This window comes from Kluyvera sp., assembly GCF_047971185.1.
Taxonomy (GTDB): Bacteria; Pseudomonadota; Gammaproteobacteria; order Enterobacterales; family Enterobacteriaceae; genus Kluyvera.
Map to the genome: position 1 here is coordinate 40,183 of NZ_JBKDZH010000114.1, position 24,329 is coordinate 64,511.

Annotated in this window: 24 protein-coding genes and 1 tRNA gene; 4 read left to right on the top strand and 21 right to left on the bottom strand. The window is 54.8% G+C overall.

Annotation, left to right across the window (positions count from 1 at the left end):
- Nucleotides 1-6: 6 nt before the first annotated feature.
- From ACK5JN_RS22595 to prmB, 6 genes are read right to left on the bottom strand one after another with little or no spacing between them, the layout of a single operon-like run.
- Nucleotides 7-282, bottom strand: coding sequence for a YfcL family protein (locus tag ACK5JN_RS22595; RefSeq protein ID WP_416872197.1), 276 nt, complete (start codon nucleotides 280-282; stop codon nucleotides 7-9).
- A gap of 26 nt (nucleotides 283-308) precedes the next feature.
- The gene (locus ACK5JN_RS22600) at nucleotides 309-854 is read right to left on the bottom strand and encodes an elongation factor P hydroxylase (protein ID WP_416872198.1); all 546 of its coding nucleotides are present in this window, start codon (nucleotides 852-854) and stop codon (nucleotides 309-311) included.
- The gene (locus ACK5JN_RS22605) at nucleotides 854-1,663 is read right to left on the bottom strand and encodes a sulfite exporter TauE/SafE family protein (RefSeq protein ID WP_416872199.1); all 810 of its coding nucleotides are present in this window, start codon (nucleotides 1,661-1,663) and stop codon (nucleotides 854-856) included. The genes ACK5JN_RS22600 and ACK5JN_RS22605 overlap by 1 nt, the downstream gene beginning before the upstream one ends.
- Complete coding sequence (gene mepA, locus ACK5JN_RS22610; RefSeq protein ID WP_416872200.1) at nucleotides 1,663-2,487, bottom strand: penicillin-insensitive murein endopeptidase; 825 nt, start codon at nucleotides 2,485-2,487, stop codon at nucleotides 1,663-1,665. Before mepA ends, ACK5JN_RS22605 begins: the two co-directional genes overlap by 1 nt.
- Nucleotides 2,488-2,489: 2 nt before the next feature.
- Nucleotides 2,490-3,575 (bottom strand): chorismate synthase, encoded by a 1,086-nt coding sequence (aroC, locus tag ACK5JN_RS22615; RefSeq protein ID WP_416872201.1) that lies wholly within the window; start codon nucleotides 3,573-3,575, stop codon nucleotides 2,490-2,492.
- 43 nt (nucleotides 3,576-3,618) lie between these two features.
- Nucleotides 3,619-4,551 (bottom strand): 50S ribosomal protein L3 N(5)-glutamine methyltransferase, encoded by a 933-nt coding sequence (gene prmB, locus ACK5JN_RS22620; protein ID WP_416872202.1) that lies wholly within the window; start codon nucleotides 4,549-4,551, stop codon nucleotides 3,619-3,621.
- A 164-nt stretch (nucleotides 4,552-4,715) separates the two neighbouring features.
- Here prmB and smrB point away from each other — a divergent pair, with 164 nt between their 5' ends.
- A complete protein-coding gene (gene smrB, locus ACK5JN_RS22625; protein ID WP_064543774.1) occupies nucleotides 4,716-5,267 on the top strand; it encodes an endonuclease SmrB in 552 nt (183 codons plus the stop codon).
- A 104-nt stretch (nucleotides 5,268-5,371) separates the two neighbouring features.
- Here smrB and sixA read toward each other — a convergent pair whose 3' ends face one another.
- The 4 genes from sixA to ACK5JN_RS22645 all read right to left on the bottom strand — a co-directional run bounded on the left by sixA (nucleotide 5,372) and on the right by ACK5JN_RS22645 (nucleotide 9,978).
- Nucleotides 5,372-5,857, bottom strand: coding sequence for a phosphohistidine phosphatase SixA (gene sixA, locus ACK5JN_RS22630; protein WP_416872203.1), 486 nt, complete (start codon nucleotides 5,855-5,857; stop codon nucleotides 5,372-5,374).
- Between the two features lie 172 nt (nucleotides 5,858-6,029).
- Nucleotides 6,030-8,189, bottom strand: a complete 2,160-nt coding sequence (fadJ, locus tag ACK5JN_RS22635; protein ID WP_416872220.1) for a fatty acid oxidation complex subunit alpha FadJ — start codon at nucleotides 8,187-8,189, stop codon at nucleotides 6,030-6,032.
- An 8-nt stretch (nucleotides 8,190-8,197) separates the two neighbouring features.
- On the bottom strand, nucleotides 8,198-9,508 hold the full coding sequence (fadI, locus tag ACK5JN_RS22640; protein WP_416872204.1) for an acetyl-CoA C-acyltransferase FadI: 1,311 nt from the start codon (nucleotides 9,506-9,508) through the stop codon (nucleotides 8,198-8,200).
- Between the two features lie 185 nt (nucleotides 9,509-9,693).
- On the bottom strand, nucleotides 9,694-9,978 hold the full coding sequence (locus tag ACK5JN_RS22645) for a YfcZ/YiiS family protein (RefSeq protein ID WP_416872205.1): 285 nt from the start codon (nucleotides 9,976-9,978) through the stop codon (nucleotides 9,694-9,696).
- 372 nt (nucleotides 9,979-10,350) lie between these two features.
- Here ACK5JN_RS22645 and fadL point away from each other — a divergent pair, with 372 nt between their 5' ends.
- Nucleotides 10,351-11,715, top strand: a complete 1,365-nt coding sequence (fadL, locus tag ACK5JN_RS22650) for a long-chain fatty acid transporter FadL (RefSeq protein WP_416872206.1) — start codon at nucleotides 10,351-10,353, stop codon at nucleotides 11,713-11,715.
- 51 nt (nucleotides 11,716-11,766) lie between these two features.
- Here the strand turns inward: fadL and mlaA are convergent, their stop codons facing one another.
- Nucleotides 11,767-12,522 carry a phospholipid-binding lipoprotein MlaA gene (gene mlaA, locus ACK5JN_RS22655; protein ID WP_416872207.1) on the bottom strand — a complete coding sequence of 252 codons (756 nt, stop codon included), beginning with the start codon at nucleotides 12,520-12,522 and terminating at the stop codon, nucleotides 11,767-11,769.
- Between the two features lie 289 nt (nucleotides 12,523-12,811).
- Between mlaA and ACK5JN_RS22660 the strand changes: the two genes are divergently transcribed.
- Complete coding sequence (locus ACK5JN_RS22660; protein WP_416872208.1) at nucleotides 12,812-13,717, top strand: formate/nitrite transporter family protein; 906 nt, start codon at nucleotides 12,812-12,814, stop codon at nucleotides 13,715-13,717.
- A gap of 75 nt (nucleotides 13,718-13,792) precedes the next feature.
- Nucleotides 13,793-13,867, top strand: a tRNA-Arg gene (locus ACK5JN_RS22665).
- Between the two features lie 34 nt (nucleotides 13,868-13,901).
- On the opposite strand, the gene ACK5JN_RS22670 is transcribed toward ACK5JN_RS22665, so the two are convergent.
- The 10 genes from ACK5JN_RS22670 to ACK5JN_RS22715 form a co-directional block, all read right to left on the bottom strand.
- Complete coding sequence (locus tag ACK5JN_RS22670) at nucleotides 13,902-14,135, bottom strand: YgdI/YgdR family lipoprotein (protein WP_416872209.1); 234 nt, start codon at nucleotides 14,133-14,135, stop codon at nucleotides 13,902-13,904.
- A gap of 222 nt (nucleotides 14,136-14,357) precedes the next feature.
- Complete coding sequence (locus tag ACK5JN_RS22675; RefSeq protein WP_416872210.1) at nucleotides 14,358-15,761, bottom strand: amino acid permease; 1,404 nt, start codon at nucleotides 15,759-15,761, stop codon at nucleotides 14,358-14,360.
- Between the two features lie 11 nt (nucleotides 15,762-15,772).
- The gene (locus ACK5JN_RS22680) at nucleotides 15,773-16,966 is read right to left on the bottom strand and encodes an aromatic amino acid transaminase (RefSeq protein ID WP_416872211.1); all 1,194 of its coding nucleotides are present in this window, start codon (nucleotides 16,964-16,966) and stop codon (nucleotides 15,773-15,775) included.
- A gap of 43 nt (nucleotides 16,967-17,009) precedes the next feature.
- On the bottom strand, nucleotides 17,010-17,384 hold the full coding sequence (locus tag ACK5JN_RS22685) for a RidA family protein (RefSeq protein ID WP_416872212.1): 375 nt from the start codon (nucleotides 17,382-17,384) through the stop codon (nucleotides 17,010-17,012).
- 5 nt (nucleotides 17,385-17,389) lie between these two features.
- A complete protein-coding gene (locus tag ACK5JN_RS22690) occupies nucleotides 17,390-18,175 on the bottom strand; it encodes an alpha/beta hydrolase fold domain-containing protein (protein ID WP_416872213.1) in 786 nt (261 codons plus the stop codon).
- Nucleotides 18,176-18,438: 263 nt separating this feature from the next.
- Entirely contained in the window at nucleotides 18,439-18,672 is a 234-nt protein-coding gene (yedF, locus tag ACK5JN_RS22695) for a sulfurtransferase-like selenium metabolism protein YedF (RefSeq protein WP_347290896.1), read from the bottom strand.
- Nucleotides 18,669-19,889 (bottom strand): selenium metabolism membrane protein YedE/FdhT, encoded by a 1,221-nt coding sequence (yedE, locus tag ACK5JN_RS22700; RefSeq protein WP_416872214.1) that lies wholly within the window; start codon nucleotides 19,887-19,889, stop codon nucleotides 18,669-18,671. The genes yedF and yedE overlap by 4 nt, the downstream gene beginning before the upstream one ends.
- 206 nt (nucleotides 19,890-20,095) lie before the next feature.
- Nucleotides 20,096-21,475 carry a diguanylate cyclase gene (locus ACK5JN_RS22705; RefSeq protein WP_416872215.1) on the bottom strand — a complete coding sequence of 460 codons (1,380 nt, stop codon included), beginning with the start codon at nucleotides 21,473-21,475 and terminating at the stop codon, nucleotides 20,096-20,098.
- Between the two features lie 137 nt (nucleotides 21,476-21,612).
- The gene (locus ACK5JN_RS22710) at nucleotides 21,613-21,945 is read right to left on the bottom strand and encodes a hypothetical protein (RefSeq protein WP_416872216.1); all 333 of its coding nucleotides are present in this window, start codon (nucleotides 21,943-21,945) and stop codon (nucleotides 21,613-21,615) included.
- Between the two features lie 81 nt (nucleotides 21,946-22,026).
- Nucleotides 22,027-24,329: autotransporter outer membrane beta-barrel domain-containing protein (locus tag ACK5JN_RS22715; protein WP_416872217.1), on the bottom strand; the 2,303-nt coding region annotated here is incomplete at its 5' end.

Below are 24,329 nucleotides of genomic sequence, written 5' to 3' on the forward strand. Positions count from 1 at the left end.
GTAAACTTAGCGGGAGGCCTGCTGGTAGAGGTTGTCCCACATGTCTTTGACCAGCGCCTGGTCGCGCGGCGACAGCTCGCCCGCGCCGATAGCCGTTTCCAGGCTTCGCGTGACGTTGCGATACAGCGTTTCAGCAGAGTGCGCTTCGCCATCGCCCAACTCGGCGACCGCCAGCGTCAGGTGACCGCGCAGATAACCGCTGGCAAACAGCTCATCATCACTGGCGTGTTCCACCATGTCATCAATTAACGCCAGGATGCGTTCTTCAAACTCCGCGATCATCGTCTTTCCTCTTTCTGTAACATGGCTTAGAGATCCTCCGGCCATGGGAAGTGTTCCGCCGTTAGGGTCGGCGTCTGGTAATAATTCTGTAGGGCCTGGATAAATTTGGCCGGGCGCGGCGGAATGCCTTCGTTAAGATAGGCCATCACCTGCGCGTGCACGCGTCGCTGAAAGACGATGCGGTCCGGCTCAAAGTCGCCTTCGAGGTTGTCGCAGCTGACGTTAAACGGGAAACCCGCCGCCACGCAGAACAGCCAGTCAAAGGCCTGCGGTTTTACCTCAACGTCTTCAAACTGCCCCTGGGTTTTAGCATCGCGCCCATCCGGGCAGTACCAGTAGCCAAAATCGACCTGCTCCCGGCGCGCCTTGCCGGCAATGCACCAGTGGGAGATTTCGTGCAGCGCGCTGGCATAAAAACCGTGGGCGAAAACGATGCGGTTGTACGGCACCTCGTCATCTGCCGGAAGATAGATCGGTTCGTCGTCGCCTTTAATCAGACGAGTATTAAACTCATCGGCAAAGCAGCTATCGAAGATGGCAATCAGCTGCTGATAATCATGTTTAGCGGTCATCAATTCATCCCTAACCATTGCAAAATTTCCTGTCCGTGGCTGTCATACAGCAGTTTGGCGCTCATCACCGCCGAAACCACCACAATCATCGGGCGGATCAGCGACTGGCCCTTACTGAGCACCAGACGGGAGCCCATGCGCGCGCCGAAAAACTGCCCGACCATCATCACAAAGCCGGTGGCCCAGATAACCTTGCCGCCGATAATAAACAGCAACAAGCCGCCGACGTTAGAAGTCGCGTTCAGCACCTTGGCGTGCGCGGTGGATTTAGCAAGGTTAAAGCCCATCAGCGTAACGAAGGCCAGGGCGTAAAATGACCCCGCGCCGGGGCCGAAGAAGCCGTCGTAAAACCCGACGCAGCCGCCGGCAACCAGCGCGAACGGCAGACCATACAGACGCTGCTGGCGATCGGCTTCGCCAAGCTTCGGCGTGAGCAGAAAATAGAGGCCAATGCCGATCACCAGAATCGGCAGAATCTGCCGCAGGATATCGGACTGCACGTGCTGCACCAGCAGCGCGCCGCTCATCGAGCCGATAAAGGTCATCAGGATATTGAGCTTCTGGTCGGCCAGATTCACCACTTTGCGGCGAATAAAATAGAGCGAGGCGGAAAGCGAGCCGCCGCAGGCCTGTAGCTTGTTGGTCGCCAGCGCCTGCGCGGGCGGCATGCCCGCCGCCAGCAGCGCCGGGACGGTCAGCAAACCGCCGCCGCCCGCCAGAGAGTCAATAAAACCCGCCAGAATGGCAATGAAAAACAGCGCCACCAGCATCAGCGGCTCAACCATAAATAACGCGGAGAAACTGTCCATCAGAGTACGTGTTCATCCAGTAGCGCCTGGCAGGAAGGCGGCAACGGTGGCGGCGTCTTCTTCACAGGTTTGGTGGTGCCAGGTTTTGGCGGTTCGAACCAGCTTTGCAGCTCAGCGCCGCAGCCGTCGCCCGCAGGCGGTGGCGCCTGCTCTTCACATTCGAAGCTGTTGGCCGGGCACTTCAGCCGCACGTGCATATGCGCACGGTGCTGGAACCACGGGCGCACTTTGCGCAGCCAGTCACGATCGCTGCCGGCTTCCAGGCACAGCTGTTGTTTGATTGCCGGGTTGACGAAAATGCGCGTCACTTCGCTGTCCTGCGCCGCCAGCTTGATTAACTGGCCGATTTCCGGTTTCCACAGCGCAGGCGTTACGCCTTTGCCGTCGACGCGGACTAAATCCAGCGCCTGCGGCTTCAGCAGCTGCGCCGAGCTCCAGCGCGTTTTCGGTAATTGCAGGAAAATATCGACATCCAGCCCGCTCTGGTGGCTGGCGTGTCCGCCGTTAAAGCGCCCGCCAGCGGGCATCCCCATGTCGCCAATCAGCATCGTCCCCATTCCGTGCTGCTGCACGCTGCGGCCCAGACGCTGGATAAACTGCACCAGATCCGGGTGGCCGAAATAGCGGCGCTGATCGGTCCGCATCACCTGGTAGGTTTCGGACTGCAGCGGCAGCGCTTCGGCGCCGACGATGCAGCCGTTGGCAAACGCGCCGATAGACTGGGCGCTGCCGCTGATAGGCTGGGTGATTTTTTGCCACGGCGTTGCCGCCAGCGCGGTGCTGCTGGCCACCAGAGCCAGCAGCGCAATAACGGTTTTTTTCATGTTTACCAGCGTGGAATTGACGTCGTCACATCGGCATTCTGCGCCCGTTGGCGCATAAAGTGATCCATCAGCACGATCGCCAGCATCGCTTCGGCAATCGGTACCGCGCGGATGCCCACGCAAGGATCGTGACGACCTTTGGTGATCATCTCAACTTCTTCGCCAAAACGGTCGATCGTTTTTCCCGGAACGGTAATGCTCGAGGTCGGCTTCAGCGCAATATTGGCCACGATCTGCTGGCCGCTGCTGATACCGCCCAGAATCCCGCCGGCGTGGTTGCTCTGGAAACCGGCTTTGGTAATTTCATCGCGGTTTTCGCTGCCGCGCAGTTTAACCACCTCAAAACCGTCGCCAATTTCCACGCCTTTCACCGCATTGATGCTCATCAGCGCGTGGGCAATGTCCGCATCCAGACGGTCAAACACCGGCTCGCCAAGGCCCGCCGGAACGCCGTCGGCCACCACGGTCACCTTCGCGCCGATGGAGTCGCCCTCTTTCTTGAGGCCGCGCATCAGCTCGTCCAGCGCCTCGATTTTGTCCGGATCCGGGCAGAAGAACGGGTTCTGTTCAACCTGATCCCAGTCTTTAATCGCCAGCGGAATATCGCCCATCTGGCTCAGACAGCCGCGAATCACGATACCGAACTTCGCCGCGAGGAATTTCTTGGCAATGGCCCCTGCCGCCACGCGCATCGCGGTTTCACGGGCGGAAGAACGACCGCCGCCGCGATAGTCGCGAAGGCCGTATTTCTGCTCGTAGGTATAGTCCGCATGGCCTGGACGGAAGACGTCTTTAATGGCACCGTAGTCCTGCGAACGCTGATCGGTATTTTCAATCAGCAGGCCGATGCTGGTGCCGGTGGTCACCCCTTCGAACACGCCGGAGAGGATTTTCACCTGGTCCGGTTCGCGGCGTTGGGTGGTGTAGCGCGACGTGCCCGGGCGACGACGGTCGAGGTCGTGCTGGAGGTCCGCCTCGGTTAACGGAATGCCGGGCGGCACGCCGTCAACGATGCAGCCCAGCGCCAGGCCGTGCGACTCGCCAAAGGTGGTTACGCGAAAGAGTTGTCCAATTGTGTTTCCTGCCATCACGGCTCCGTTATCGTTGTTCTGTTGTTGCGTGCTGGATAAATCAGTCTTTGTACTGCCCGAAGTGGTTCTGCGCGGCAACCAGCTGCGCTTTGGTCAGCATAAAGACGCCGTCACCGCCGTTATCAAACTCAAGCCAGGTGAACGGAACATCCGGATATTGGTCCATCAGATGTACCATGCTGTTACCCACTTCACAAATCAGAATACCGTCGTCGGTCAGATAATCCGGCGCGCAGCCGAGGATGCGGCGGGTCAGGTGCAGACCATCGGAACCGGAGGCCAGTCCCAGCTCCGGCTCGTGGCGATATTCTGACGGCAGGTCAGACATATCTTCTTCATCGACATACGGCGGGTTGGTGACGATCAGATCGTACTGCAGCTGCGGCGCGTCGCGGAACAGATCGGAGCGGATCGGCGTGACGTTGTGGATCATGCCGTGCTCTTCAATATTGTATTCGGTAACGGCCAGCGCGTCGGTGGAAACATCAATGGCGTCGACTTCCGCTTCCGGGAAGGCATAAGCACAGGCAATCGCGATGCAGCCGCTGCCGGTACACATATCGAGAATATGCTCAGGGCGATGGTTAATCAGCCCGGCGAAACGGTTGTTGATCAGTTCGCCAATCGGCGAACGCGGCACCAGCACGCGCTCGTCAACGTAGAATTCATGACCGCAGAACCAGGCTTTATTGGTCAGGTAGGCCACCGGAATACGCTCGTTCACGCGACGGATCACGCGTTCAACAATCAGCTGCTTTTCACTGGTGGTCAGGCGCGCGTTGCGCATGTCTTCAGGGATATCCAGCGGCAGGTACAGCGTAGGCAGCACCAGCTGGACGGCTTCGTCCCACGGGTTATCGGTGCCGTGTCCGTACCAGATTTCAGCCGCGCTAAAACGGCTCACCGCCCAGCGCAGCATGTCCTGAATGGTGTGCAGCTCATTGACTGCTTCTTCAACAAAAATCTTATCCACGTTGTCCTCCAGGGCATGCGTCGGGGTAAATTCGGCGGCTAGTTTGCCATGAAGGCGGCGATAAATCAGCATTCTTGCGTAGGCCACGGGGAAAAAAGCGTTTTCGCTGCAGGAAGTACGATGAAAAGGTAAACTAGGGGAAAATGCGAATTTGAGAAGAATCGATGAAAAACAAAAACTCACTGAGCGAGGAGGATCAGGCGCTCTTCCAGCAGCTGATGACGGGCACGCGAAAAATCAAGCAGGACACCATTGTCCACCGCCCGCAGCGTAAGAAAATCAGCGAAGTGCCGCCCAAGCGTTTATTGCAGGAGCAGGCGGACAACAGCCACTACTTTTCCGACGAATTCCAGCCGCTGCTGAATACCAACGGGCCGGTGAAATACGTGCGCCAGGACGTCAGCCATTTTGAACTGAAAAAGCTGCGTCGCGGCGATTACTCGCCGGAGCTGTTCCTCGACCTGCATGGTTTAACACAGATGCAGGCCAAGCAGGAGCTGGGGGCGCTGATCGCCGCCTGTCGTCGCGAACATGTGTTCTGCGCCTGCGTGATGCACGGCCACGGTAAACATATTCTCAAACAGCAAACGCCGCTGTGGCTGGCACAGCATCCGCACGTGATGGCGTTTCATCAGGCATCGAAGGAGTACGGCGGCGACGCCGCGCTGCTGGTGCTGATTGAAGTAGAAGAGTGGCTGCCGCCAGAGCTGCCTTAAGTCAGCGTAGGCCGGATAAGCGCAGCGTCATCCGGCAATGTGCGCTGGATGCCTGATGGCGCTGTGCTTATCAGGCCTACAGAAGGACGTAAGCCGCGATCGCGTTAAATTGCTTTCGCCATTTTGAGATTGCAGGGGCTCATTTGCCAGTTCAGGGTCCCTTTCCCATTAGCGTCGAGCGTGACGCTGGCAATGGCAGACGTGGTGAACATCGGCGGAACTTCACCAGGACAGAGTTCAGCGACCAGATAGCCGACCAGCGGCAGGTGGGAAATCACCAGTACCGACTCGATGCCTTCGTTCGCCAACGCCTGCAGATAGGCGCTCACCAGCCCGATATCGCCGCACGGCGTCAACTCGGGCAGAACATCGACCTCTTTTGGCAGGTTCATACACTCCCCTACCACTTCCAGCGTCTGTTCCGCACGCAGATAGGGGCTCACCAGAACGCGACCGATATCCACTTTTTGGTCTTTCAACCAGCTTGCCATCTGACGAGATTCATCACAACCGCAGCCGGTAAGAGGACGAACCGAGTCACTGGCTGCATCGAGGGCAGCGTCGCCGTGACGCATAATAAACACTTGCATATTGCACCGCTTTTGTTAACCAGAAGCACCAGCGTCACCCTGAAGGTGACGCGGTGGCCGGGCATTGTGCCTTATCCATTCACTGAATGAAACGCTGATTTTTACCTTACTGGCGTAAGTATAGTCAACATCTGTTTACAAAATAGCCAGAAACCTTGCGATTCATCAGGGTTCACCTACTTTGACCATGATTCAGCGAATCTGTTTCATCCACAGGCCAAAAGGTTTCACCCCGCTCCGCCCGCTGCACAAGCGCATCGCACGGCGTGAAGCGCGGGCCGTACTGACTGGCCAATCGTTGCAGCCTGGCAACCACTTCACCCGCCCCCAGCACATCCATATAGCGGAGCGGGCCACCAAGGAACGGCGGGAACCCAATGCCAAACACCGCGCCGATGTCGCCATCGCGCGCGCTACGGACGATGCCTTCATCGACACAACGCGCCGCTTCGTTAAGCATCAGCAGCACGCAGCGCTCGGCAATCTGTTCCGCCGAGCAGCGACGATTCCGCGCCGACATCCCCGGCAGGGCGTAGACGGCGGCATCAACCTGTTTCTTGCTTGTACGCCCTTTTGCAGCATAAAGATAGAAACCGCGGCCATTTTTTCTGCCTTTGCGATCGTCATTCAAAATTGCCTGAATCAACGTTGCGGGCGCGCTAAAACGTTCGCCGTAGGCCGCTTCCAGCACCGGCAAAATTTTGGTACCGGTATCGATGCCGACTTCATCCAGCAGTTGAATAGGACCAACCGGAAAACCAAATTTAACTAATGCATTATCAATATCTTCCACCCGCTCGCCGTCAACCAGCATCCGCATCGCTTCCGCGATGTACGGCGCCAGAATGCGGTTTACGTAGAATCCAGCCTTGTCAGCAACCACAATCGGCGTTTTACCCTGTTTCTTCGCCAGCTTGACGGTTGTCGCGATGGTCTGTTCGGACGTGCCCGCGTGCGGAATCACTTCCACCAGCGGCATCTTTTCTACCGGACTGAAAAAGTGTAAACCGATCACCTGTTCAGGGCGCTGGGCATGAGCCGCGATGTCACTAATGGGTAAAGAAGAGGTATTCGACGCAAAAATGGTATTAGGTGAACAATATTGCTCAATCTCCCCGACCATCTTCTGCTTCAGCGTGAGATCTTCAAAAACAGCTTCAATCACCAGGTCCCGATGGGCAAAACCCCGGTAGTCAGTGCTGCCGGAAATCAGCGCCAGCTGCGCATCACGCTCGGCGGGTTTCAGGTGGCGGCGACGGACTTTTTGCTCCAGCTGATCCCAGCTGTATTTCAGCGCATGATTAATGCCGTTGGCGTTGATATCTTTAATGCGTACCGGCAGCCTGCCCTTAATGGCGGTAACGTAGGCGATCCCTCCGCCCATCAGGCCACCGCCCAGCACGCCGACCGAGCGCAGCGGCCCTGCCTCAACGCTGGCGCCGGGATCTTTTTTGATATCGATACTGGCAAAGAAAATACTGCGCAGCGCACGTGACTGCGGGGTCATCGCCAGCTCGCCAAAGGCGCGGGCCTCCGCCTCGTAGCCGCTGCTGGCGCCGTGCGACAGCCCGGTTTCGATCACCTGGAGAATCTTATCGGTCGCCGGATAGTTGCCCTGGGTCTTCTGCGCGGTTTTCTTTGCCGCCATGCTGAACAACAGGTTGCGCCCCAGCGGGCCTGCGAGGATACGTTCACGTACCGGCAGGCGGCGCTGTTCATGACGCGGTTTTCGCGCGTATTCCGCAGCGGCGTCCAGCAGAATCGCGCGCGGCACGACTTCATCCACCAGCCCCGCTTTCAGCGCCTGACGCGCGCGCAGCTGTTTACCGGTCAGAATCATATCCAGCGCGGTACTGACGCCAATCAGGCGCGGTAAACGCTGGGTACCGCCCGAGCCGGGCAGCAGGCCAAGCTGAACTTCCGGTAGCCCCAGCACCGTTCGCGGGTCGTCGGAGCAGATACGCGCATGACAGGCCAGCGCCAGCTCCAACCCACCGCCAAGACACGCTCCGTGAATCGCCGCCACTACCGGAATCGACAGGCTTTGAATTTCCGCCATCACCTGCTGCCCCTGACGCGCCAGCGACTCGGCTTCCTGAACGCTTTGGCAGCGGCCAATCATATTGATGTCGGCACCGGCGATAAAGTTATCGGGCTTGGCGGAGATAAACACGACGCCCAGCAACGCTTTGTTATCCCGGATCTGCTTCAGGATGGCGCGCACCTGGCCGCCAAACTCCGCTTTCAGGGTATTCATTTTTTCATCGGGTACGTCGATAGTCACCACCGCCACGTTGTCCGGGCGAACGGTGAAGGTAAATGCCGATTTCATCGCGTCCATTACTCCGCCTCCAGAACCATCGCCGCACCTAATCCACCCGCCGCACAGGCGGTCACCAGCCCGAAGCCGCCGCCGCGACGGCGCAGCTCGTTAAGGGTCTGGGTTATCATGCGCGCGCCGGTCGCGGCAAACGGGTGACCGTAGGCTATAGAACCGCCCAGCACGTTAAATTTACTCTCTTCAATTTCGCCGGTGGCCTGACTGCGCCCCAGCACCTCACGGGCAAATTTATCGCTGGCCAGGCACTGGATGTTCGCCAGCGTCTGCGCGGCAAAGGCTTCGTGCATGTCGATAAGCGTCAGGTCGGAAAAGCTTAGCCCGGCACGGTCCAGAGCCAGCGGCGTAGACCAGGCTGGCCCCAGCAGCATGTCCTGCCAGACGTCAATGGCGGTGAACGCGTAGCTGCGCAGATAGCCCAGCGGCGTCAGCCCCAGTTCTTTCGCGCGAGATTCGGTCATCAGAATCACTGCCGCCGCGCCGTCGGTGAGCGGCGTACTGTTGGCCGCCGTAACGGTGCCGTGCTGCCTGTCAAAGGCCGGGCGCAGTTTGGCGTAGTCCGCCAGCGTGGAGTTGCTGCGAATATTATTGTCCTGCTCAAGCGGGTGGCGATACGGCGGCGCGTAGGCCGTCATCACTTCATCATTCAGTTTGCCCGCCGCCCAGGCCTGCGCGGCCAGCTGATGTGAGCGATTGGCCAGCGCATCCTGCTGCTCGCGGGTTATGCCGTAGGTTTTCGCCATCTGTTCTGCGGTATCGCCCATGCGCAGCCCGGTGGAGTACTCGGCCACCGCGGGCGGTACCGGCAGCAGATCGCGCAGGCGCAGCCGGGAAAATAGCTTGAGCTTCTGGCCGATCGTGCGCGCCTTGTTAGCATCAACCAGCGTGCGCGCCAGCTTTTTACTGACGCCAATCGGCAGGACGGAAGAGGAGTCGGCCCCACCGGCGATGCCCGCGCGGATGGTGCCCGCCATCAGGCTTTCCGCCACGTTGGCCACCGCCTGGAAGCTGGTTGCGCAGGCGCGGCTAACGCTGTAGGCGTCGGTGTGTACGTTCATGCCGGTTCCCAGCACGATCTCACGGGCGATATTGGGCGCAGCGGGCATCTGGACAACCTGACCAAAAACCAGCTGTTCGATAACCTCAGGAGGGATTTCGCTGCGCGCCAGCATTTCGCCCACCACCATTTTGCCTAAATCTACCGCCGGAACGCCATGAAAAGCCGTCGCCTGTCGGGCAAAAGGGGTACGTAACCCACTGACAATTGCAATGCGATCGCCCTGGCGGGTGATTAGCGGTAACGCCTGACTCATAACTCTCCCCTGTTATCGGAAATCGACCAAGTGGTCTGACCTGATAACATTCTTAACTAATTTTTTACACTTAGCCAATCGGCGAGAGGAAAAATTGCGAGCCAAAACACACTGAGGAGCAAAGAAAACGCCCCCGTGGCATCCGCAACGGGGGCGTCAAGAGACAGGGCGTTCGCGAGAGGTGATTAACGCAGGCCGAGCTGGAAAATCAGCGTTTCCGCTTCACAGGCGAAGACAAAGTCGATATCCAGCTGTACGCCGCCTTCGACCTCTTTGAAATCTGCAGTGATTTTGCACGGATCGGATTCTACGCCACGGGCTTTTGCCGTCAGCGCAGTCAGGGTTTCTTCCGCTTCAGCGCGGTTAGCAAACACGCGGCTGTAAGATGCGGTGCAGTCGGAGTTGTCCATAATGGTTCCAACATCCATGCAGCAGCATACCGGGGTTTCATCAGCACTACATTTACTCATCGTAGATTTCCTCTGTTTGGCGCACTTTGGGTGCCAGATAAACTATGTGCCTATTTTACGCCCGCCCGTTGCACGCCTCCAGTTGAGAATGTGATCCACGCCGATAAGTGACCGAAATCACAATTAAAAATGATCTAAAACAAATTCTGGCATTCATGCACTATGAGCTACCCCGCAATTTTGCCAACCAGATCTCGTTTCAAACAACATCCTGGAAAAATCCAATAAACAATATTGCAACATACCAGCTGGTCAGACCTATACTCTCGTCACTGGTCTGATTTCTCTGTCGTAGTCCAGCCCCTACACTTCGCGCTTCTGTTACTACATGTAACATTGTTTGTATAAAAATAACTCAATGAGGTTATGGTCATGAGCCAGAAAACCCGTTACACGAAGTCCGCTCTTGCTGTCGCAGTGGCACTTGTTTCATCCCAAGCCTGGTCAGCGGGCTTCCAGCTTAATGAATTTTCATCCTCTGGTCTGGGCCGTGCCTATTCTGGTGAAGGCGCTATCGCCGATGATGCAGGTAACGTTAGCCGTAACCCGGCGCTGATTATGATGTTCGATCGCCCGACGCTCTCTGCGGGTGCAATTTTTGTCGACCCGGATGTCAACATCACGGGCAGATCGGCATTGAATGATGCCAGCCAGGACAATATTGCGCCTACCGCCTGGGTACCTAACTTCCACTACGTTGCCCCAATTAACGATCAGTTTGGTTGGGGGGCTTCCGTAACCTCTAACTATGGTCTGGCGACGGAGTTCAATAACAGCTACGCCGCGGGTTCCATGGGCGGGAAAACCGACCTTGAAACCATCAACCTGAATTTAAGCGGTGCCTACCGTTTAAATAACCACTTCAGCTTCGGTTTAGGCTTTAACGCCGTGTATGCCAAAGCGAAGCTCGAACGCTACGCGGGCGATTTGGGTCAGTTGATTGCCGGCCAGATTAGCCAGACCCCGGGCTATGCCCAGAGCCCGGCGCTGCAAGGCGCGGCCGGGTATGCCAATAGTATTCAGCCGGATACGCAAATTGCCCGTCTGAAAGGCGATGAGTGGGGCTTCGGCTGGAACGCCGGTCTGTTGTATGAAGTGGACAAAGATAACCGCTACGGCTTCACCTACCGTTCTGAAGTCAAAATTGACTTCGACGGCGACTACCGTAGCTCACTGCCATCATCACAATCGCTGCCAGCCGCGTTCCGTCCGCTGTTCGCCAGCCTGCCGCTGCCAGCGGGCACCGATGGCAGAACTATCGATGGTTCTCTGGACCTGAACCTGCCGGAAATGTGGGAAATTTCAGGTTACAACCGCGTTGCGCCGCAGTGGGCTATCCACTACAGCATGGCGTACACCAGCTGGAGCCAGTTCCAGGAGCTGAAAGCGAAAAACAGCAACGGCGAGACGCTCTTCTATAAAGAAGAAGGCTTTAAAGATTCTTACCGCATTGCGCTGGGTACCACATATTACTACGACGATAACTGGACCTTCCGTACCGGTATCGCTTTCGATGACAGCCCGGTTCCAGCTAACCGCCGCTCCATCTCGATTCCGGATCAGGACCGTTTCTGGCTGAGCGCCGGTACAACCTATGCGTTTAATAAAGATGCCTCTGTCGACGTCGGCGTGTCTTATATGCATGGTCAGAAAGTGAAGTTCGAAGAAGGCCCGTATAGCTTCGAATCTGAAGGTAAAGCCTGGCTCTACGGCGTGAACCTGAACTACGCGTTTTAATTCTTAAGACGTGAAGACAAAAAAGGGTGAACCTTGCGGTTCACCCTTTTTTTATTCCGAATCGATATCTTTCAAATCGTCCTGAATCGCCTGCGCGTTCGGGTTCTCTTCCTGCTTCAGCTTGCCGCCGTTGGCGATAAAGTCGTGCTGCTGGAAGTAGGCTTCGCGTACCATAATATACGGGTCGGAAGACTGGCGCAGCAGACCATCGGAGTCGAGCAGCTGGGCACGCGTTTCTACGCCTTCAACCATCCACTTGCCGATAGACATCGGCCAGGTCAGCCATGAGAGCACCGGATAGGTGGTATCGACCATATCACCGCCTTCGTCGCGCAGGGTGAAGCTGCCATAGAACGGAAGCTGCAGATACGGGCCATAACCCACGCCGTAATGCCCCAGCGTGCTGCCGAAACGGTGCGGTTGAACGCGCTGGAGTTTCGGGTTCGCCATCCCGGCGACGTCAATAAAGCCGCCCATACCCAGCACAGTGTTCAGGAAGAAGCGGGTGAAGTGCACCATCCCCGTGTACGGGTCGCCCTGCAGGAAGGAGTTGACCATAATGGCCGGTTCTTCCAGGTTGCTGGTAAAGTTGCCAAGGCCATTACGCGCAGGTTGCGGAACGTAGTCGCGCCATGCGACGGCAACCGGGCGAACGATGTACGGATCCAGCACGTCAAAGTTGAAGCTGTACATCGTGCGGTTGAAACCTTCGAAGGGGTCGGAGCGCCCCTGCTGTTCTGTTCCGGAACCTGCACAGCCCACCAGCAGTGTTGTTCCGAGGGCAAGCGCCGACAGGCGAAGCTTCATAAATGTCTCCCTGGTGATTATGGCTATCACTGATTGCCATCCATGACGGACCTCAATCGTATCCGCCTGTTTAGGTGTAAGTGATTGTAACAGCACGCCGACGATGTCTATATAGCCAATTTTGTTGATCTGATCATAGCCTGGTAAAGGTCACACCGCGGCGCTTATATTCTAACGACGAGAAAAAAACAAATATTACCATTTTTGCACTTTCAGAATATATCTACCTCTCCCCCGCGCCAACAGCCGCTACGCTTTAGCCATATCCCTTTATTTCAGGATCAGTGCGATGGATGACACCAAAGTAGAAAGCGAAGAGAAACTTAGCGGCGAAAAAATCGAAGTGGATGAAGAGCGGCTCCCCTCTCGCGCCATGGCGATTCATGAGCATATTCGCCAGGAAGGTGAAAAGGAGATGGAGCGCGATGCGATGGCACTGCTGTGGTCGGCGATTGCCGCCGGGCTATCGATGGGGGCATCGCTGCTCGCCAAGGGCATTTTTCATGTTGAACTGGCGGGCATTCCGGGCGGTTTTTTGCTTGAAAACCTCGGCTATACCTTCGGTTTTATTATCGTCATTATGGCTCGCCAGCAGCTGTTCACCGAAAATACCGTCACCGCCGTCCTGCCGGTCATGCAAAACCTGACGCTGGGCAATTTTGGCCTGTTAATGCGCCTATGGGGCGTGGTTCTGCTCGGCAATCTTATCGGTACCGGCGTGGCGGCGTGGGCATTCGAGTACATGCCGATCTTTAATGAAGAGACCCGCGACGCGTTTATCACGATTGGCCAGGACGTCATGAAGAACAGCCCCACGGAGATGTTCGCCAACGCCATTATTTCCGGCTGGCTGATTGCGACCATGGTGTGGATGTTTCCCTCCGCCGGCGCCGCGAAGATTGTGGTTATCATCCTGATGACCTGGCTCATCGCGCTCAGCGAGACTACCCATATCGTGGTGGGGTCGGTAGAGATACTCTATCTGGTGTTCAACGGCACGCTGCACTGGAGCGACTTTATCTGGCCCTTTGCTCTGCCGACGCTGGCCGGCAACATTTTTGGCGGCACGTTTATCTTTGCCTTAATGAGCCACGCCCAAATTCGCAACGATATGAGCAATAAGCGCAAAGAAGAGGCGCGGCTACAGGCACAACGAGAAGCCAAAGCGCAGAAACGTGAGCAAAAACAGCTCTGAATGGCGACTGTTTGAGCAGTCAGGCGGCGGCGTACTTACCCGGCAGGGCAAAAAACGCTATACTCGTGCCGCTTCGTCCCCTTAGTTAAATGGATATAACGAGCCCCTCCTAAGGGCTAGTTGCAGGTTCGATTCCTGCAGGGGACACCATTTGCCTCTCATGCACGTGCCTCTTCCTTATTTATCACCAATCCATCGTCGTTTTTCCCTTGGTGGTCTGCACAATCTCGCTGGTATTTATCACCCGCTGATAGCCGAAGGTATCCGCGTACGTCGTCAGGCCGGTGGCGGCGTCAGCGACCGGCTTTCCCTGTGTGTCGATGGTTTTTCCCGTGCGGGTAGTCATGGTGTAGGCCGTGGTGCAGCCAGAAAGCAGCGTCGTCAGCAGGATAAGCGCAAGGTGATGGCGTTTTAGCATGTTGAATTCCCATTCAAAATCTTAAAGCGCGGACGCTACCGGAATTTGGGCAAACGGGATGGATATTTGATGCGCAATATCGTGGCGAAGTCTGATTACGGAATTTCGCTGCGGGCTCCCGCTGGGCAGCGGGAGCTATGAGCGGCTTCTGGAGCGTCAGACGTCGAGCGCGGTACAGCCGTGGTTAAAACACCACGGCTCTGCTAATGACCTATGTCCTCACTAGGATATCCGTTCAACGTCACGTTGTGTAGGTAGAACAGCTTGCCCGCGACGGCTATAAAAATACGTGGCGACTAATAATAAAGTAAACGGAATGCCAAACCACAGCGTCATCCGGAAGAAATCGGTAAAAGCAGTCGAGACTAATAAAGCGAGCATCAAGCCAGCGCCAAGCAGCGTCGTGAATGGGTATCCCCATAAGCGAAACTTTAACGCCGTAGAGGTATGCTGACGTCTGAAAAACAGATGCGTAATGAAAATCATCAGCCAGGTAAAACAGGCACCGTACACTGAGATGGACATCATTGCCGCAAAAGATTGTTCAGGCCAAAATATACTTAATATGATGGACACCATGATACCTACGCAGGAAATCACCAACGCATTCACCGGGATCCCTCGACGGCTCACGCGCCCGAACATCGTCGGGGCCTGACCTGCACGTGACAATGAAAACATCATTCGGGTGGTGATATAGAGCTGGCTGTTCATCGCCGACAGGGCCGCAATCAATACGATGAAATTAAATATACTTCCGGCATAGGGCAAATGAATCACATTCATAGCGACCAGGAACGGACTTTCCTCAGTTCCTGATTGCTGCCATGGAACAATAGCCAGCATTAGCGCAATGGATAACATATAGAAGATAAAGAGCCGCAAAATGGTGCCTTTAAACGCGGTTCTTACAGCTACAACCGGATTTTTAGCTTCCCCTGCCGCAACCGCAATCATTTCGATACTCAGGTAGCTAAAGATCGACACAATCGTTGCAAACCACATTCCACTTATCCCAAACGGCATAAATCCACCACCGCTGGTAAAATTATGCACGCCATAGGCTGGGTTAGCAGAAAAGGCTAAAATACCGACCCCAATAACAATAAATGCGACAATCGCTAAGACTTTTATCGTCGATAGCGTATATTCCACCTGACCAAACCATTTCACGCCAATAATATTGATCGCCACCACCATGGCCGAGAACATTAATACCCACGGCCAGGCTGCGGATCCCGGAAACCAGTACTGCATATACATGCCGATCGCTGTGACTTCGGTTCCTACGGCCAGAACCACGCAAGACCAGTAGGAGTAACGCACCAGATATCCACATAATGGGCTCAGGTAAAACTCTGCGTAATCTCCAAACGAACCCGATGTGGGATGCTCCGATGTCATCTCAGCAAGGCAGCCCATTAACAGTAAGGCAATAACGCCGCCAATCAAGTAGCTGAGTAATACCGAGGGGCCCGCCATCTGAATGGCATAGGCGCTTCCCAGAAATAAGCCGGTGCCTATCGCCCCACCAATCGCTAACATCGACATCTGCCCAGCGGTGAGCTGTTGCTTTAATCCGCCCTGACGTTGGGCGATTTTTGCAAAATATTTAGGATCTTTCATCTCAACCTGCCTTAGCGACGGGAAGCGGTCACATCCAGAATGGCGGTAGTGACATAATCAATATTGTGACTATTCAGCCCTGGTAAACACATTCTTCCCGGGGTCACCAGATAGATAGCGTAACGCTGGCGCAGATCGTTAAGCTGTTGTTCATTCAAACCGGTATAGCTAAACATGCCGCGCTGATCGCGTATGCGCCGGTAGTCCAGCGTAGAGCCCCCTTCCTCCAGACCCGCAGCCAATCGCTGGCGCATCTGTTTGATACGCTGGCGCATATTGTTGAGCTCATCTCGCCACAGCTGGTTAAGCGTTTGGTCGGTGAGTAACAGTTCGACAATTCGGCTGCCATAGGTCGGTGGGCAGGAGTAACTACGGCGAATCAGCGTTTTCAGCGCGCCCAATACATTGTCGGCAATTCCTTTGTTAGCGCAGCGCACGGTTAAACCGCCGACTCGCTGGCCATAGAGTGAAACGTTTTTTGAAAATGAGTTCGCAATAATGAACTGCAAATCGCTTTCCTGCGCCAACCGCAGCGCATAGCTGTCCTCATCCAGCCCTTCGCCGAATCCCTGATAGGCGATATCAAATAGCGGTAACAGACGCTGCCTCTGCATCAGGGCAATGACTTCTCGCCACTGTTCCGGAGTCAGATCGGTTCCGGTAGGGTTATGACAGCAGGGGTGCAATAACACGACGCTTCCCTCAGGTAATGATTGCAGCGTGTCAATCATCTCGGCATAGCGCAGCTCGCCGCTCGCATTATCGAACCAGGGATAATAATTCACGTCCAGGCCGGCACCGGAAAAAATGGCCTGATGATTGGCCCACGTAGGGTCAGAAACCCAGATAGCCCGGCATTGCAGGAAGCCAACCAGAAAATCTGCCGCGAGTTTAAGCGCGCCGGAGCCACCGATGGTTTGTACCGTAGCCAAAGCGTGTTGCTGCGCCATCTCGCCCAGAAGGAGAGTTTGCACGCCTTTTGCAAAGCCGATGCTACCTTCTATGGGCGGATAACCGTGGGGCTGCTGCGCGGCAATGAAGTGCTGCTCCGCCTGCCTTACGGCAGCCATTAATGGAATTCGACCTTGTTCGTCATAATACAAACCGATACCTAAATTCACTTTCTGTGGGTGACTATCCTGTAAATAAGCCTCCATCAACGACATAATTGGGTCCGGTTGCGAAGGTTTGATTTCAGTAAACATAGTTATCCTTAGCGATCGTTATTCATTGCGAGCAGGTGAGATTTTAATTATCAGCAGCAGTTACGGTAATTTCTATTTTCATTCCCGGCACCACCAGCTTATCGACAATAACCGTTGAGCGGTTCGGGTAAGGCGCATTAAAATAGCGCCGATAGATTTCATCGAGAAGGGGAACATTATTAACATCAGTCAAATAAACAATAATTTGCAATACGTTGTCACTATGGCTATTCGCAGCCTGCAAGGTATGCATCAGATTATTAAATGTTAAACTGATTTGTTTTTCCGCCGCGCCGGTTTCAATTGTGCCATCAGCGAGAACCGGGCCATGGGCAGTAAATAAAAGCCCACCGCCACGCGTGGCCCATGAAAAGGGCTGCCCTAATTCCGGCAAGCCAGTATTAATTACATTGCGCATGGTACCTACCTGTTATTAAGAATAGATTTCAAAATTAACCCGTCGGTGGAAAATAATGCATCAAGAATAGTGTAATGATTAGCTCCCGCTACCGCGACGCATTCAACGAGTACACTATGTTGCGAAAGCACCTGCGCATACCTCTCGCTCTGGGCAATAAGTTCAGGCAATTCATCGGTGCCATAATACAACGTTATTGCTGATGGAGATGCCGGGGGATGCCGCAGTGGGCTCAACTGACTGACGTCTTCTGCCGTCAATTGAAGTTGTTGATTTATCGTTGTTGCTAATAGCGGCGATAGCTCAAAAATTCCGCTGATAGCCAGCGTTGCTGTAACTAAGGGATGTGTTTGCCAGCAGGCGGCAAGATGCCCTCCCGCCGAATGGCCGCTAAGATAAACGGGCATTTTTATATCCACTAATGAATAAATAACATCCAGGGCAGCGCCAATTTGTTGATGTATTTTTTGTAACGGGACCAATGGTGCCAGGCTATACTCAATCAGCATCACATCAAATCCCGCGTGCAATGGGGCCGTGACAATAAAAGCAAAATCCTCTTTATTACAGGATTGCCAATAACCGCCATGAATAAATATAATGGTTCCACGCAAAGGCTGTGAAGAAATAAACCAATCAATTTTTTCTCGTGCATCTTCACCATAAAAAATATGGCGTACGGAATTATTAGACTGATATACCTGCTGACTACGGGACTGGAACCCAACAAGTATTTCCGTCTCATCCCTCACGGTTTTAGCATTATTATAACTCCCACCATCGAGTTTCATATATTAAACTTTGTTTATTATTTAAGATATGGATTAACTATTAGCAATGGCGAATGGCCTTGTCAAGCATACCAAACATGAAATGCGTGACAGGCAAAATAAAATAGAACCAACGCGGAATAAGTTTTACCTATGAAACTTTTTGCTAGCGGAATTGGGATAAGCAGGAAGGAATTGATGTGCAATATCGCGGCGAAATCTAACGATGGCATTTCGCCGCGACGTCATCAACTGCGCCCCCGCAGAATAGCGGGAGCAGCACATTATTTCTGAATCAAATAACGGATCGTCGGCCCATCCTGCTGGATATCAAGCACGGTGTAGCCATGGTTGCGCGCATCTAGCGGAATGTTGTTAATCGACTGCGGGCAGTCGCTGACCACTTCCAGGATTTCACCCTTTTTCAGCTGCGGCATCGCTTCCAGCGTCGCCACCGCCGGGTACGGGCAGGGTTCACCCACCATATCCAGACGATAATCAGGCACGATAGCGTTCATGCGTTCTCCTTAGTGACCACATCCGAGGCGGTCGCGGTTAACTCGCGGCGGAAGAAGCGCTTCTCCCAGCCAATAATCAGCAGCAGCGCAGCCAGCAGCAGCACGTAGGTGAGCAGCAGGCCGCCCAGCGGGCCAAAGGTGGTCAGCAGGTTGACCTTGTCCCAGCTGGTCGCCAGCGACGGCGCAAGGTCGTCCCAGTAGTAGGCCAGAATCGTCGAGCCGATCACGTTGCCCAGCCCAACCCACCAGTAGTGCACCTGCCCTTCTACCGCGCGGTACATCCAGCCGGTTTCACAACCGCCGGCCAGCACAATGCCAAAGCCGAACAGCAGGCCGCCAATTACCGCGTTCGGGCCTGCCCACATGATTTTGGGGGCGACGCCGAGCTGGACGTAGCTGAAAATACCGATGGCGCTCACCGCCATGCCAAAAATAATCGCTTTGGCCATTTGGGTTCGGCCGATGATCCACAGGTCGCGGAAGGCGGAGGTAAAGCAGATTTGCGCCCGCTCAATCAGCAGACCAAAACCGACGCCGAACAGCATCGCCAGACCGAGCTTAGGGCGATCGAACGCGGTCAGCAGCGCCCAGCCGAGCATCCCAATAAATACCAGCATCCCGAGACGAAAACGGCGACGTGCCTGATCCGGCTTCTGGGTGAGCGGCGAAGCGGCGGAAACTTTTTTAATATTCACCGGAATACGGAACAGCGGCAGCAGCGTGAAACGTGCGCCAAACCACGAGCCGAGCGCGGTTGCCAGCGCGAAGAACCAGGCGTGCAGAGAAAACTGCGGGATCCCGGTGAAGAAGGCCGCGAGGTTACAGCCCATCGCCAGGCGCGCGCCGAAGCCCGCAATCATCCCGCCTACGATAGCCTGAAAAATACGAATACGGCTGCGGGGAAAACGCAGCTTCACGTTGTTGGCCCACAGCGCCGCGGCAAAACAGCCGCCGAACATGCCGATGATCATCATGCCATCAATACGCGTCAGCGGCGTCCCTTCAAGGCTAATCAGCTTGTAATAGCCCCAGGTTTCACTGTGTACGCCCACCAGCTGTAAAAGCTGGCCGCCCCAGCGCGTAAATTCGCCGGTGACCGCCCAAAAGGTGCCGGTGATGCCAAAATAGTAGGTGGAGAGAATACCGGCAGCGATAACGGCCGGAACAGGCGACCAGAATTTGATTAAATAAGCCTGCTTAAATTGTTGCCATGTCATAAAGGTTAGCCTCTGAACTCAGAAGGTGTTTGTGCGCGGGAAGTGGCACAGGAGCGAAAGAGTATAGCGACAATAACAGAGGTAATAATTGAAATGATGACAAAAGGTCGACTGGATCAAATAGCAACTCAGACATACAACAACGCTGGTTAATATTCGGTGGCACCCCACCAGAAAATACTCAGTTGGGGTTATGTACTCACTAATTAACTGGCCTTCCACATTTCTACACAGTTACGCCCGCGTTTTTTGGCGATATACAGCGCCTCATCCGCCAGCTGAATTAAGCGTTCATAGTCCGGATGGCCGCTGAACATCGCCGCACCGATCGACAGTGATAACAAAATGTCTTCACCGTTGGGGGCTTTCACTTTAGTTTTTTCAACACGGCTGCGGATGCGTTCCGCGGTACGCAGCGTATCGTGGGCGGTGGATTCCGTCAGGACAATAATAAATTCATCACCACCATAGCGAAAAATGTAGTCACTGCTGCGCACATTATCGTAAAACACCTGCGACACCCGTCGCAGTATCTCATCGCCGGTATTGTGCCCCCATGTGTCATTGATTTGTTTGAATTTATCGACATCAATCACCAGGATAGACAGCGGCGTGCCAACGCGGTTGGCATGGGCGATTTCACGTTTAAAGATGGTCGGCAGAAAGCGGCGATTAAGCAGTTTGGTCAGAACGTCCATCCCCACTTCATGGCGGGAGACTTCCTCAAATAGCTCGCGCAGCAGCGTCGCAATCTGCGAAACCGTGCTTCTGAGCTGTAATAAAAACTTATTGCGGTGAGTCTTACTGTCGAGCGGTTTGGTGGTATCGTTGATGACCGAGAGAATACCGTCGAAATCCTGTAGCAGGCGAGAAATATGACCCACCTCGGCGATACCGCTAAAATAGTGGCGGCCCTTATGATTAAACCACAGGCCAAAATCAGACTGACTCAATGGCAGGGTATTACCCAGATCGCCATCGAGTACCACCTTGTAAATAACTTCCAGCTCCCACGACAATAACGTGGCAATCTGACGTTCCTTCTCCTCTTCCGCATTTTCCAGCAGCGAGAAGATGCGATAATTCTCATCCTCTTTGGCCATACTGCTTTCACTAAAGGAGAAGGCGCGCGACATTACTTCCATCGCTAAATCAATGCTATTAATAGCATAATGATAAATTTGCAGCTTGTCCGCCGACGCCTGCGGCCCATAAATAATGACCGGATAGAGCAGTTTTTTTAATACCCGAAAGCCCATTTCCACCAGTTCAACCGGGATACCGATACGGGCGTGAACTTCCGCGACGGTATGCTGGGCGGCCATCAAGGTGTCGATATCTTCAGGCTGGCAGGAAAGAATATCGATAATCCATTTCTCCAGCGCGGTCTTAAGCTGTTTCTCAACCTGCTCGTTGCTGAGAAATTCTTCGGCATGCGAGTCCGCCAGCACCACCTTATAAAACTCAACGCTCAGCGCATGCGCGTTAGCGACCGCGATATCGGCAGCCTGCTGTCTGATGTGAAGTTCCGTTTGCTCCAGGAGCGTTACCCACTCGCTTTTCATTCGTTTCAGATACATCTCCACGGTCCACATCCTCACAAAATAGAAAACGAGTTGTTAGTAACTATGGTTCCAGATGCGGTAAGACACAAGAAAACGCACCACAGATACCGTCTGCGGTGCGTTCAAGCGGGGCCTATTTCAGGAGCGTCATTTATCGGTTAGCGTAGGCCAAGCTGTTCTTTATTCCTTTGCACAATATATTCTTCCGTGGCGGCCAGGCCGTGGAGACGCCCAAAGGCCGCTAATAAATAGACAACGGCCGACTGACGCAGCGTCTTTTTATCCGCCTCTTCCTGCATTTCACTGGACAACAGCCAGGTATTTGCCGCCTGCTGACAGAGCGTGGTGACCGATTCCGGATACTCACCGGCTTCTATCTCGCTTAACAGTCTGCGGAACGCCGCGTCGCGTCGCGCCTCCTCACCGTCGTTAAAAATGAGCCCCATCAGGGTGTCCATAATGATGCGCAATTCTTCAGCGTAAATATTCATAGCGATCTCGATACCACAGCACATCAAATATCAACGAAACCGTTGGCTGGTAAAATGAGTACCGGCCAACGGTCCAGACCATCAGAATGCGTATTTAACCCCCAGCATGCCCTGCGTATCGCTGTAGCCTTTATCGCCAACCTGCTGCGCGACGTTACCCCAGATGTGCAGATTTTTGCCTATCTGGCCTTCTACGCCGGCCTTCAGCTCGCCAATGTTGCGCGTTCCCGCCTGATAGTTCGTGACGCCGTTCATGGCCACGCCGTAGGATTGACTGTTATAGATCCAGTTAGCTTCAACAAACGGCTGGAACTCGCGCTCTTTTCCCTCATCCAGCGCGCTGTGGCCTTTGATAAAGGCTTTCAGACCCAGCCGCGTTTGCAGATTACCGTCGCCTTTTCCTTCCACTCGGGAACCATTGGCCTCCGTATGCGTATCGGCTTTCACACCCATCCACGTCAACTGTGCTTTCGGCTGAAGCCAGTAGGTTGAACGCCCGTCGCTACGCTCGCCCATCAGGAAGCTGTAGCCTCCTTCAACGGACGCGGTGATCCCGTCAGAATCATACTCTTCACCGGCGAGTCCCTGGCCGTTCACCTTGTTGTTGAACCAGTTATAGAGGATCCAGCTGTCCAGATAAGTGCCTGTTTTATCGGCCTCATTAGCATACCAGGTACCATATAACCCGGCGCTGTATCCCGTCACCTGCCCACGGGAGTGATAGCGACTGACGTCAGATCGCGTGTTGCTCTGGCTGTTACCGTAACCCGCCATCAAACCCAGATGCCAACGGTCAAGACCGTTCGTGCTCCACTGCGCCAGATCGCCGCCCAGCTGCAAAACATAGCGATTACTTTGTGTACTCAACTGCCCGCTGGAATCGTTAAATCGCGTATGCCCCCCGACGTTACGCATCCACAGGCTGGTGGTCTTACGCTCGCCGGTCAGCCTATCGATATACTGCGTCTCACCGAGGCGATCGTGCAGCCGGGTATTAAATAGGGTGTTGGCAGCGGCCAGGTTCGCAATATAGGAGCCACTTTCTGGACGCAGCGTTGGCTGCTCTGGCACGGGTTGAGGTTGAGATGGAGATGGAGGTACCGGTAGCTCAGACGCCGGTTTTTCAGGCGCCGCCTCGGCGTTCATCAAGTACCAGTGGCTGTACTGGTCCCCTTCCCCCCGACGCAGCGAATATTCATAGCTGCCGGCAACAATACGCCCGGACTGCACGAAATCGCCGTCAGACGCGCCGTCAACGTGGATCACTTCAATACCGTTAACCGTCTTACCGCCGCTGCCGCCCGCATTCGTCACGGCGACGCGGGTCGTCCCGGAGGTATCGCCCTGAACCACCAGTTTATCGCTCACTGAATTATCATCACCAAGCACCGTATTCAGCTTCAGCAGGCCATTATTACCGTGATAGTTCCCGGCAACGGTCAGGATATTCCCCGCCGTGGCGCCCGACCAGGCGACCGTGCCATTGTTCAGCGTCAGCGATGACAGCACCGAATCACCGGTCATCGTCCAGAGGCTGCTATTGCCATCAATCGTCAGAGCGACAACCCCGGCATCCACAGTGGACGTCGCCAGCTGATTGGAGTTGGTGATACCGGTAAACCGGCTGCCGTCCGCCATATGCAGCTGAACCTGCCCGTCCTTATCCGCGACGATATTGCCGTTAATTTCATAGATCCCTGCCGTCTCGCTTGCCGTGCTGACGTCATAGGATTTCACCCGCGCTTCGGCGCCTGTGGCGTAGACGGCCGAGCCGGTGGCAACGTTAATGGTGGCGTTTTTGGCAAGGAAAATGGCGGCCTGCTGGTCAGTCGTTGTCGAAGAGGCAAACAGCCCGTTAGCCGTCTCTCCGCTCGCCGAAATATTCACATTCCCCAGAGAAATAGCGCCCGACGCGCGAGCATAAACGGCGTGGGCGTTCTTACCCACCGTTTTAATCGTACTATCGCCGTTGAGATAAATTTCCGCTTTGCCTTTCACCGCCGTGGAGTTCGCTTCGGTATCCTGCCCGGCATACACCGCATAGCCCGCCACGTTAGAGCCTGCCGAGGTTGTTTCGATGGTCGTCGGGCCGTTAAGGGTAATCGTCGCTACCGCATTGGCATTATTAATCGAGGCGTTGGCGCGCACGCCCATGCCCGCCGCTTTAATATTGGTTTCATTATTCACCGTAACCCGCGAATAGTTTGCCGAGAGTTCCCGTCCCAGGTTGATGCCATCGGAACTGTAGGCGCTGGTTGTCGCCTTGTAATTTTCAATGACAATATTACCGCCACCGTTTTTGGTATGGATGCCATCGGATAACATCCCGGCAGTGTTAACGGTGAGATCGTTAAACTTGTAATTTTCACCGTTCATATAGATAG